Below are 11,313 nucleotides of genomic sequence, written 5' to 3' on the forward strand. Positions count from 1 at the left end.
GGAGTATCGCTTCGGCCGTACTTTCCAAGGGAAGCTGTGTGAGCAGTTTCCAAACTAAGGTGGTAACACGCATATCCGCGTCCTTTAGGGTTTTTCCCTAGAGGGCGCTTTTTTGTATTCTGATCGTTTTCGCGATATGGACTATTCCAGGACAAGGAGATGTTAGCATGCGACTCACACCCGCTGAACAAATGAAAATCATCGAAAAAGGAGCTGCCGAAATCATCGAGGAAGGCGAATTGCTCGAAAAGCTCGAACGCTCATATAATGAACAGCGCCCGCTCACCATCAAGCTTGGGCTCGACCCGTCCGCACCTGATATCCACCTTGGCCACGCAGTAGTTTTGCGCAAAATCAAGCAATTGCAGGACCTCGGCCATCAGGCGGTCATTTTGATCGGTGACTTCACCGGGCGCATCGGCGACCCTTCCGGCAAGGCCAAAGGACGGACCGCGCTCAGTGATGAAGCGGTCCGGGAGAATGCGGAGACTTACTATGAACAGATCTTCAAAGTGCTCGATAAAACGAAGACAACGGTGCGTTTCAATAGCGAATGGCTGTCGAAGCTGAATTTCGAAGAGGTCTTGAAGCTTGCCGCAAGCACGTCGGTCGCGCGCATGCTCGAACGCGACGATTTCCAGAACCGCTACCAAAACCAGTCGCCGATTGGTCTCCATGAGTTTTTCTACCCGCTCATGCAAGCCTACGATTCCGTTGAACTGAAGGCGGACATTGAAATCGGCGGTACCGACCAGACCTTCAATATTTTGATGGGCCGCACACTCCAAAAGCATATGGGCCAGGAAAAGCAAGTCGCCATCTTTATGCCGCTGATTGAAGGGCTCGACGGCGTTGAAAAGATGAGCAAAAGCCTGGGCAATTACATCGGCGTCAGCGAAGCGCCTGAAGTCATGTTCAAAAAAGTGATGGAAGTGCCGGATCCCCTGGTCTTCAAATACTTTGAACTGACGACCGATGAGCATCCCTTGGCGATCGAATCCTTGCTCGACCGGCTCGAAGACGGTGAAAACCCGCGCAATATCAAATTGGAACTGGCGGAAATCATCACGGCGCTCTACCACGGCGAAGACGCGATGAAAGAAGCGAAACGCTACTTCGAAACCGCCTTCCAAAAGCGTGAAATCCCGGAAAATATCCCTTCGCTGCTGGTGGAAATCGGCAAGGAACGTATTGAAGAAATTATTCCGCAGCTCGTGGAATCCGGATTTGTCCGCAGCAAAAGCGAATTTGTGCGGCTCATCGAACAAAACGGCGTATCGTTCAACGGCGATAAGCTGACACGCGAAGAACTCGACACCGTCGTCCAAAACGGCGATGTCCTGCAGATCGGCAAAAAGCGCTTCGTGCGTTTTGAAAAATAATCATAAGAAAAGGCGCAGAGACGGATATCCGTTTCTGCGCCTTTATTTACTTCATTTTTTATACTGCATGTAAACGACTTGCGTTGCAAGGAAGTCTTCCATGCCGTGCTTGCCGTCCGCACCGCCGAGTCCGGATTGACGCATGCCGGCGTGATAACCTTGCACCGCTTCGAAGTTTTCGCGGTTGACGTAAGTCTCGCCAAACTTCATTTCATTGACGACGCGCATTGCTTCGTTCAGGTCGTCTGTATAGATCGAAGAAGACAAGCCAAAGACCGTGTCGTTGGCCATGTCAATCGCTTCTTCTATTGTACTGAACGTGGTCATAGGCAATACTGGCCCGAAGATCTCTTCCCGCATGATATCGGAATCGTGCGTCACGTTCGTTAAAATAGTTGGCTTGTAGAAGAACCCGGCCAAATCCGCGCGTTCCCCGCCTGTCGCAACGGTCGCCCCTTGCGACACAGCGTCTTTAACCATGCCTTCGACAGTCTCCAGACGGTCCTGGCTGATCAGCGGCCCCATTGTTACGTCTTTGCTTTCTCTCGGGTCGCCGAGCTTGGTCGCTTCGAATGCCTGGATAAGTTTTTGGCTGAGCTCTTCCGCTACGCTTTCATGGACATAAAGGCGCTCCGCATTGGTGCACGCCTGTCCGCCGTTTGCGAGTCTCGATGTGGTGATGGCTTTTGCGGCCAAGTCCAAATCTGCATGCTGCGTGACGATGGCTGGCGCTTTACCGCCAAGTTCGAGATTGACCTTGGTGATGTTTTGCGCTGCCGCTTCCATTACTTTCGTGCCGGCCGGCAAGCTTCCTGTCATCGTGATCATCTGAACTTTCTTGTGCGAAGCCAGCGCATTGCCGATTTCAGAACCGGTTCCGGTTACGACATTGTAGACGCCTGCTGGGATTTCTTCCATCGCGTCGACGAGTTTCGTGAATTCCATTGCGGTATTCGGTGTCTGCTGGCTCGGCTTGATGACAATTGTGCAGCCTGTCACCAAAGCGGTCGCAACTTTTCTTGCCAAGATAAAGATTGGGAAGTTCCAAGGGATAATGCCTGCCACGACGCCAATTGGCTTTTTGTAGACTAAGATGTTTTCGTTTGGACGGTCGCTCGGGACGATTTCCCCTTCGATGCGTCGTGCCCATTCGGACATATAATGGAAGTAATCAATCGCGAGATCGACTTCACCGCTTGCCAGTTCATAGTCTTTCCCTTGCTCTTCCTGCAATAAGTCGATAAATGTATCGCGGTTTTCGGCAATCTTATCGCCTAGCTTGCGGACGATTTTCCCGCGTTCGATATTCGGCGTCAATTCCCATGCCTGTTGAGCTTGATGCGCCGCTTCTACTGCCTTATCTACGTCTTCTTCCGTTCCTTTAGGGATCTTGGAAATCACTTGCTCAGTTGCCGGGTTAATGATGTCGATCCATTCGTCTCCAGTGGACTTTATATATTCGCCGTTTACATACATCTGGTGAGTTTGCAAAAGATCTCCTCCTAATTTTCCAATTAGTAGGTTTTTCCCTTTATGGTTACCGGTAAACTTGGCCTTCTGCACTAACATGCTTAGACAGGAATTAAACTTTTACACAGCGTTAGGGTTTCCCAAAAACCTAGTTTCCAGTTCATGTTCATATCCTTCGCCTACCCGGTAAGCTTTGGCATAAGGCCGTGAACTGACAGCGCTGTGCAAGTCCTGTCCGATAAAATGAAGCGCCACACCGTCATCTGCGGCTAGCCCTGGCTTGATCTGCCCTTGCTTAAGCAGCCGTTGAAACGTCGGACGCCGGTGCGATTCCCCATCGTAATGAGGGCAATTGCTGCCGGACAAAAAGCCTAAACAGTCCAATGGATGAAGTTCATCGCCGTAAGAATCGGTGACCCCTTGTTCGAACCAGCAAATCGACCCCGCACTGATGCCTGCCAGGACAATGCCTTGATTCCAGGCTTTTTCGATAATCCGGTCCAAGCCCCATTCCTTCCATAGTACGAGCAAGTTTTTCGTATTGCCCCCGCCGACATACAAAATGTCCTGCGACAAGACAAACTCTTCCAGATCTTGGGCCGGCGGCTTGAACAACGACAGATGCGTCGGCTCGCAATTTTGCTGTTCGAAGAAATCGTAGAAGCGTGCGATATAGCTGTCCGCGTCCCCGCTCGCTGTTGGGATAAAGCAGATTTTCGGCGTTTCTTTTGGTGATTGTTCCAATATGTATAAATCAAGCAGTGGATTGTCAGGCTCCATCGAAAAGCCGCCTCCGCCTAGTGCGATAATCTGTTTCATTGTGTTTCCTCCTGCCTCTCTATTCCCCATACAACTCTTTATCTTTCTGATTGCTTAAACGGATATAATACGGAAACAGAACGATGAGCAATAACCCGATTGTTCCGCTCACATAGCCGAGTCCCATCAAAAACCCGCCATTCTTGAACGATGCATACTGTCTCGCGCCGCACGATGGGCAATTCTTGCCGTCTTTTGCCATGCCCAGTTTCCAGATATCTTTCGCTTTCCATTTAACTCCGCAATTTGTGCAATGTGCCATTATTCACCACTCCTTGCTGCTAATTACGCTTTTAATCGTATAAAGTTTCAAATGATCGAAGAAAGCTAACCAAGCACCAACTCTTTACAAATCTGGCGTCATTCCATTACACTTTACCTATTCAATAAAATACTTGAATAGATAAGGGCTGATCCGGATGGAAGCACGGGAATTCAAAAATTTTGCCTATGGGCATTTCACGAAAATCAGCAAAGCTTTGTCGAGCCCAGGGCGTTTCGAGCTGCTCGATTATTTGGCGCAGGGACCGAAAACGGTGGAACGCCTGGCGAAAGAGACGCATATGTCGGTGGCGAATACCTCACAGCATCTGCAAGCATTGCGTGAAGCGCGGCTCGTCGCTTCTTCGAAAGTGAAAAACCATCATTATTATGAACTTGCCGATAATGAAGTCGCCGAATTATTGCAGTTGACAAAACGGCTCGCTGAACGGCAATTCCCCGATATGGGCGAGGTCCGGACGATGGAAACGACAGCGGGTGGCTCGGTTCCGGTCATGTCCTCGGCCGAGGCATTGGAAGAAGTGGCTAGCGGACGCGCGGTATTGATCGATGTGCGGGCTGAAGATGAGTACGCCAGCCGCCACTTGACGGATGCCGTGTCGATTCCGCTAGCGCAACTCGAAGAAAACCTGGAGCACTTGCCGATTGGCAAGAAAGTCATTGCCTATTGCCGGGGCGCTTATTGCCTGTACGCAAGTGACGCCGTACGTTTTCTGCGCGAACGCGGGTTTGAAGCGTACCGTTTGGACGAAGGGCCCACGGATTCGTCCATTTCCCAGGAAATCGATGCGGACGATGGGGAGATTCGATGAGAAACATCCAATTCGGCATTAAAGAAAATATCTTCCAGTTTCTCCTTCTCGTGCTGACGAACTTTTTCGTCGGTTCGATGGTCGGGCTCGAACGGACTGTCCTGCCGATTATCGGAGAAGAAGAATTCGGGCTCGCTTCAGCGAGTGCCGCGCTGTCATTCATTATCAGCTTCGGTTTCTCGAAAGCAATCGTCAATTATTTTGCCGGTGCCATCGCCGACCGGCTGGGCCGCAAAAAAGTGCTGATTGTCGGATGGAGTGCGGGGCTTTTTGTACCACTGCTCGTCATTTTCGCCGACGCCTGGTGGATGATCGTCGTCGCCAATATTTTCCTTGGCATTAACCAAGGCCTCGCCTGGTCGATGACGGTCAATATGAAGATCGACCTCGCGAAGCCGACAGAGCGCGGGCTTGCGGTCGGGCTCAATGAATTTGCGGGCTATACGGGTGTTGCCGTCATGGCCGCGTTGTCCGGTTACGTTGCTTCGACTTTCTCAAACCGCCCCGAACCGTTCTATATTGGATTGGCAGTCGTAGCGATCGGCCTTATGCTATCGTTTCTCGTCCGGGATACCGGCGAACACTTGAAGCGTCAGGCCAAGTCGTCATCACAAGAGGCGGCCCTTTCCGCAGGTGAAGTGTTCAAGCGCACAGCGTTCAAAAACCCGACACTGTCGACCGCTACCTTCGCCGGGCTTTCCACGAATTTGAAAGATGGCATGGCGTGGGGCTTGTTTCCGCTATTTTTCGCAAGTGTCGGATTGAGCGTCCCGGAAATCGGCTTGCTCGTCGCTTTGTATCCGGCCGCCTGGGGATTTTTCCAATTATTCACCGGATTCTTGAGTGACCGCTGGGGCCGGAAATGGCTGATCGCCGGCGGCATGTGGCTGCAGGCTGCCTCGCTTTGGCTTTTGCTGATGGTCGACCAATACAGCTTATGGATTGTGGCATCCATCCTTCTCGGCCTTGGGACGGCAATGGTCTATCCGACCTTGCAAGCAGCGATCAGCGACGTGGCCCCACCTTCTTGGCGTGCTTCTTCAATGGGCGTCTACCGTTCATTCCGCGACAGCGGCTATGCATTCGGCGCTTTGTTCGCCGGCATCTTGACTGACGTCATCAATGTCGAATGGGCGATCGGCTTGGTCGCCCTTCTGCCGATGATTGCCGGTGTGATGGCTGCGCTTCGCATGAAAGAAACGCTTCCAAATTCCCTTTAGTATTTCTCGTTCAGCAAACGCGAGTTAGGGCAAAGCATTCGAGCGATAACTAAAATCCCCGGCACAAGGATATCCTTGTGCCGGGGATTTTAGTCATTCAGCTTTTTCCTTGTTCAGGATAAATTCATATACTTTCTTCGGTCTGCCGCGTTTGCCCGATTTTTGTTCTTCCATTGCTTCCTGGATTAAACCCATCTGTTCCATTTCATTCAATATTCTTCTAGAATTTCTTTCTGAACTTTTTAGAAGTCCTGTAATTAAATCACTGGTAAAACAAGGGATGTTTTTCAATTTTACATATTGATAGATTTTTATTGGGATGGTTACCCGATAGTTATGCTTCGCTAAAATAACAATCCAATATTCGGGTAATTGACTGGCATTTTCTGAATCACTCGTAGTTTCTGAGTCAGACAGATTTTCTATTACCCCACTCTCATCGACATAAATCGCCTTCATTTCATTTTTTCCGGCAACATGTTCAAATGCAGTTTGGACGTTTAACTCTGCTCCATGTATCGTATAGCCGGAACCGATCCCGATATGGAAATCAAGAGCCGTGCGCATACTTATTTCTTTAGCGATTTGCATAATCGAATTCGAAGAGAATAGTAATTCATAATCGCCCTGTGTAGTGTAAATGAAATAAATCCCTCTTCCCTTATTGATCAGAGATCCATTTAACTTTTTCGTGATTTGAAGCAATTCCTGTTCGAACTCCAGCGCTTTTTCTCTTTCATAAAAACTGTAATCTGCTTTTTTAGGCGTCTTTTCGCTTTTCAGAAGCTCGAAACCTACCACAGCCACCTTTTGTTTTTCATATACGTGGCTTTGGGCTCTAGAAACCAGCAAATTGAAAATCGTCTGGATTGCCAGCTTTGAAGGTTTGACGCGATAACAAGGAATGCCTAATGAAGTTAACTCCCAATATACTTTCGCTAAACAAGTCAAAGCGGCTTTTGTTTTTCCAGATCGGTAATTCCCCACATGAAAGTTGATGATTTCTTGGTAGTTTACAGTTCCTTCGTAATGGTGCAGTTCAAACTGGATATTATTCAATTGATATTCCGAGAAAAGTGAATGGACAATACTCTCATCCACTACATCGAGACTCATATTTTTAATGAATTGATCATGATTATGCATGACTTGCAGGCATGTCCCTAATAGCGCCATTCCGTGAAGAGGGGGATATGCCGCTTCTTCAGGTGTAATCAGTTCGTTTTTGACACAATAGTCATAAGGGATAGGCCCTGAGAAAATCCATTGGGTGAATTCATAGCGATGCTTTCCTAGAATATCAGGCAATTGCTCTGCAGCGGAATACTCAAATTCCACTAACTCTATTCTATTGTCTAAGGCTGCTACTTGGCGGATCACTTCAAGTGAATCTGCAGGCCCAACGGCTCCAATTCGTACTTTCACGCGTATTCTCTCCTTTTTATGCCTTGTCGGAGGAATGTGGCAGAACATCTGTATCTTTATCCACTAAAGGGTAGTGGCAGGCTACATAATGTTCAGGCAATATCTCCCTATATTCTGGGGTAACTTTTTTGCAATGCTCTGTGGCAAACGGGCACCTTGGGTGGAATGCACACCCTGAAGGAGGATTGGTAGGACTGGGGATTTCTCCTTCTATTAATAAATGCTCTTTCCTTAATCTTGGATCTGGAATCGGCACAGAATCGAGCAATGCATGCGTATACGGATGGAGCGGGTGATGAAATATTTCATCTCTATCCGCCATCTCCACCATCTTCCCTAAATACATTACCCCAATCCGATCGCTAATATGCCTTACTGCTGGCAAGCCATGGGCAATGAAAATATACGTCAAGTCCAGTTCCTTTTGAAGCTTTTTCAACAAATTCAAGATTTGCGCTTGAATTGAGACATCCAGTGCAGAAACTGCCTCATCGCATACGATGACTTTAGGCTTTAACGCTAAAGCTCGTGCAATGCCGATGCGCTGTCTTTGTCCGCCACTGAATTCATGAGGAAAACGCGTCATTTGGTGTTTCTGCAGACCTACCAGGTTCATCAAATCCAGTACCTGTTTCTTCAACTCCTCGCCTTTAGCGATACCGTGCACAATCAATGGTTCCCCGATGAGCTCTTCTACAGTCATTCGCGGATTGAGTGAAGAATAGGGATCTTGGAAAATTACCTGCAAGTCTCTTCTGGCAAGGCGAAGTTCTTCTTGAGTCATCTCAGCCAAATCTCTATCCTGAAAATAAATATGGCCTTCCGTTGCATCCAATAACCCAAGCATCAACTGCCCCGTAGTAGATTTCCCACAACCAGATTCCCCTACGATGCCCAGCGTCTCGCCTTTATACACCTGAAAATTCAAACCATCGACTGCACGTACTTTTGAATTCACCTTTTTTATAAAACCTTTGGAGATATCGAAATGCTTTTTAAGATCTTCTACTTCCATTATAATATTTTTTTCAATCACATTCATGAAGTCATCTCCTGCCTTTAAACTTTGATGCACCGTTTTGCATGATCTGCTGAAATATATTCCAAAGGCGGATGGATTTTCGTACATTCAATATTCCCCAACGGACAACGCGGGTAAAATTTGCAGCCACTCGGCATGTTGGAAGGATTGGGGACTGTTCCTTCAATCGAATAAAGTTCATCCACCACATCGTGGACTTTCGGAATTGAAGCCATCAATCCTTTTGTATAGGGATGTAGAGGATTTTCAAAAAGCTCGTAAATTGGCGCTTCTTCCACCACTTCCCCCGCATACATGACAATGACACGATCCGCCAGTTCTGCAACCACCCCAAGATCATGGGTAATGATGATTGTGCTGGTATTGGATTTTTCCTTTATATTTCTCATCAAGGTGAGAATTTGTGCTTGAATAGTGACATCCAAAGCAGTAGTAGGCTCATCCGCGATTAGAAGTTTAGGGTTGCAGGAAAGGGCCATGGCGATCATCACACGTTGCCGCATCCCACCTGATAGTTGATGCGGAAAGCGGCCCATTACTTTGTCTGCATCAGGAATCCCTACCGTCTCTAGCATTTCAATTCCTTTTTTGTTTGCCTGCTCTTTTGTCATATCATAGTGCAGAATCAGGGTTTCCCTTAATTGATAACCGATATTGAATACCGGATTCAGCGCAGTCATAGGTTCTTGAAATATCATTGAAATTTCATTGCCGCGAATTTTACGGTACTCTTTCTTACTGAGGGTGCGCAGATTTTTATCTTCGAATGTTACTTTCCCGTCATATATTTCCCCATTTGCTGGTAAAATCCCCATTAATGCTAGAGATGTAACACTTTTGCCGCTACCAGATTCTCCAACAATCGCCAAAGTTTCACCTTGCTTAACGGAAAATGACACACCATTTACTGTAGAAATATATCCATCTTCAGTTTTGAAGCGCACTTTGAGATCTTCTATTTCCAACAAGTTTTTCGTCATGATCTCACCTTCTTTCAATTACTCTTTAATTTTAGGATCAAGTACATCTCTCAACCAATCTCCGAGAAAAATGACGCCTAGCACTGTAATGGTAATAGCAATACCTGGGAATGTGGCTACCCACCAGCTAGTTGCAATATATTCCCTGCCATCGCTCAACATCAATCCCCAGGAAACATCGGGTGATTGAATTCCTAATCCAAGGAAACTTAAGCTGGCTTCTAAAATAATGGTCGTCGCTACATTCAATGTCGCAATGACAATAAAAGAAGAAATGACATTTGGTAAAATATATTTCCTGATAATTCGCCCGTTTTTTGCTCCAATCGCTCTTGCCGAACGCACATAATCACGTTCTTTAACACTAAGTGTTTCGCTTCGCACCATCCTTGCATAAACAACCCACGATGTTCCGCCGAGCACCAGAATTAAAGTGATCAAGCTTGGTCCCATCACAGCAAGGATAATAAGCATGAACAAGATATTCGGGATGGCCAATAAGGAATCGACTGTCCGCATTATAAGGAAATCCCAAAACTTCCCGTAGTATCCGGCAATCAAACCTAAGGCCATACCGATAGCCCCAGCCAGTAAAACCGCACTGATTCCAACTAATAGCGATATGCGGGAGCCGAAAATAATGCGGCTTAAAATGTCACGCCCCAAATTATCGGTGCCCAGCGGGAATTCCATCGTACCGCCAAGCCAAAACGGCGGCAATAAGCGGTCCACGACATTGGTTTGTGCCGGGTCATGTGGTGCTAGTACGGGAGCTAAAATGGCGATCAATACTACAGTCACTACAATTATCAGCCCTGCCATCCCTGTCTTGCTCCTCAACAAGCTTTTCGCTAGCTTCTTCATGGAGCTCTTGTATTTTGTCGCCTTCGGCAGCGCTGCAGTATCAGTAAGTTGGGCCAAATCTGTCCCCCCCTTTAATCATATTTGATACGCGGGTCTAAGAATCTGTAAATCAAATCCGCTGATAAATTACTCAAAATAACAAATATCGCAATAATGAAAGTGGCTGCCTGAACCACTGCCATGTCGCGCAAGTTCACCGATTGAACAAGTAATTGCCCAAGACCAGGCCATGCAAAAACCGTCTCAGTAATCAAAGTTCCACCGATCAAGGTCGATGTTTGTAGAGCCATAATCGTTACTACTGGAATCAATGCATTACGGAAAGCGTGTTTATTGACGATAATCGCCTCGCCTAATCCTTTGCTTCTGGCCGTACGGATAAAATCCTGTCCCAAAATCTCCAGCATACTGGAACGGATCAACCGAGTCATTTCCGCTGCAATTCCGGTTCCTAAGGTCAGAGCTGGCAGCACTAAATGCCATAATGTACCTCGGCCCGAAACAGGGAATACCTGAAATGTCACTGATAGCAAAAGAATCAGCATAATGCCAAGCCAAAAGTTTGGCATTGCTTTTCCTAAAACTGCTCCACCTGTAATGAAGAGGTCAAAAAAGCTATTGCGCTTTACGGCTGACAAAATTCCGAGCGGCACCGAAATGATGACCGCAATAACCATCGATGCGATGGCCAACTCCAATGTGGCCGGCAGCCGCTCCAAAATGAGCGACAAAGCATCGGTGTTATATCTGAATGAGTCCCCAAAGTCCCCTTGTACCAAGTTCCCTAAATAAGTGAAATATTGAACAGGGAGAGGTTCATTGAATCCCAAAGATTCCCTCAATGAATCACGCTCTTCTGCAGTGGCTGTTTCCGGCAGCATCAACGACACCGGATCTCCCGTTACTCTCACTAGTAAAAAGACAATAAGCGTGATAAGGAAAAGTACAGGAATGGTTTTTAATAAGCTTTTCAAGAAATACTTCATCTACATTCCTCCCTTATTGAAAAAAAGGAGG

The 11,313-nt window shown here is 47.3% G+C and carries 11 protein-coding genes and 1 other annotated feature (1 of these 12 running past the window's edge); of the genes, 3 read left to right on the forward strand and 8 right to left on the reverse strand.

What is annotated here, in order from left to right:
* Positions 1–88, forward strand: a binding site (T-box leader); it begins 154 nt to the left of the window's first position.
* 79 nt (positions 89–167) lie between these two features.
* Positions 168–1,382 (forward strand): tyrosine--tRNA ligase, encoded by a 1,215-nt coding sequence (gene tyrS, locus DFR62_RS07180; RefSeq protein ID WP_121299119.1) that lies wholly within the window; start codon positions 168–170, stop codon positions 1,380–1,382.
* A gap of 51 nt (positions 1,383–1,433) precedes the next feature.
* Here the strand turns inward: tyrS and aldA are convergent, their stop codons facing one another.
* The 3 genes from aldA to DFR62_RS07195 all read right to left on the reverse strand — a co-directional run bounded on the left by aldA (position 1,434) and on the right by DFR62_RS07195 (position 3,933).
* Positions 1,434–2,873 carry an aldehyde dehydrogenase gene (gene aldA, locus DFR62_RS07185; protein WP_121299122.1) on the reverse strand — a complete coding sequence of 480 codons (1,440 nt, stop codon included), beginning with the start codon at positions 2,871–2,873 and terminating at the stop codon, positions 1,434–1,436.
* 99 nt (positions 2,874–2,972) lie between these two features.
* The gene (locus DFR62_RS07190) at positions 2,973–3,671 is read right to left on the reverse strand and encodes a Type 1 glutamine amidotransferase-like domain-containing protein (RefSeq protein ID WP_121299124.1); all 699 of its coding nucleotides are present in this window, start codon (positions 3,669–3,671) and stop codon (positions 2,973–2,975) included.
* Positions 3,672–3,690: 19 nt separating this feature from the next.
* Positions 3,691–3,933 carry a hypothetical protein gene (locus DFR62_RS07195; RefSeq protein WP_121299126.1) on the reverse strand — a complete coding sequence of 81 codons (243 nt, stop codon included), beginning with the start codon at positions 3,931–3,933 and terminating at the stop codon, positions 3,691–3,693.
* A gap of 157 nt (positions 3,934–4,090) precedes the next feature.
* On the opposite strand from DFR62_RS07195, the gene DFR62_RS07200 reads away from it, so the two are divergent.
* Both DFR62_RS07200 and DFR62_RS07205 read left to right on the forward strand, forming a co-directional pair.
* Positions 4,091–4,765 carry an ArsR/SmtB family transcription factor gene (locus tag DFR62_RS07200; RefSeq protein WP_121299128.1) on the forward strand — a complete coding sequence of 225 codons (675 nt, stop codon included), beginning with the start codon at positions 4,091–4,093 and terminating at the stop codon, positions 4,763–4,765.
* The gene (locus DFR62_RS07205) at positions 4,762–5,985 is read left to right on the forward strand and encodes an MFS transporter (RefSeq protein WP_121299130.1); all 1,224 of its coding nucleotides are present in this window, start codon (positions 4,762–4,764) and stop codon (positions 5,983–5,985) included. Before DFR62_RS07200 ends, DFR62_RS07205 begins: the two co-directional genes overlap by 4 nt.
* Before the next feature lie 93 nt (positions 5,986–6,078).
* Here the strand turns inward: DFR62_RS07205 and DFR62_RS07210 are convergent, their stop codons facing one another.
* The 5 genes from DFR62_RS07210 to DFR62_RS07230 form a co-directional block, all read right to left on the reverse strand.
* Positions 6,079–7,410, reverse strand: a complete 1,332-nt coding sequence (locus DFR62_RS07210; RefSeq protein WP_121299131.1) for a hypothetical protein — start codon at positions 7,408–7,410, stop codon at positions 6,079–6,081.
* A gap of 16 nt (positions 7,411–7,426) precedes the next feature.
* Positions 7,427–8,452, reverse strand: a complete 1,026-nt coding sequence (locus DFR62_RS07215; protein WP_121299133.1) for an ABC transporter ATP-binding protein — start codon at positions 8,450–8,452, stop codon at positions 7,427–7,429.
* Positions 8,453–8,469: 17 nt separating this feature from the next.
* Entirely contained in the window at positions 8,470–9,432 is a 963-nt protein-coding gene (locus tag DFR62_RS07220; RefSeq protein ID WP_121299135.1) for an ABC transporter ATP-binding protein, read from the reverse strand.
* An 18-nt stretch (positions 9,433–9,450) separates the two neighbouring features.
* Positions 9,451–10,296, reverse strand: coding sequence for an ABC transporter permease (locus DFR62_RS07225; protein WP_121299575.1), 846 nt, complete (start codon positions 10,294–10,296; stop codon positions 9,451–9,453).
* 71 nt (positions 10,297–10,367) lie between these two features.
* Complete coding sequence (locus DFR62_RS07230) at positions 10,368–11,282, reverse strand: ABC transporter permease (RefSeq protein WP_121299137.1); 915 nt, start codon at positions 11,280–11,282, stop codon at positions 10,368–10,370.
* Positions 11,283–11,313 lie beyond the last annotated feature (31 nt).

The organism is Planococcus citreus, assembly GCF_003664125.1.
In the GTDB taxonomy this organism is placed as follows: Bacteria; Bacillota; Bacilli; order Bacillales_A; family Planococcaceae; genus Planococcus; species Planococcus citreus.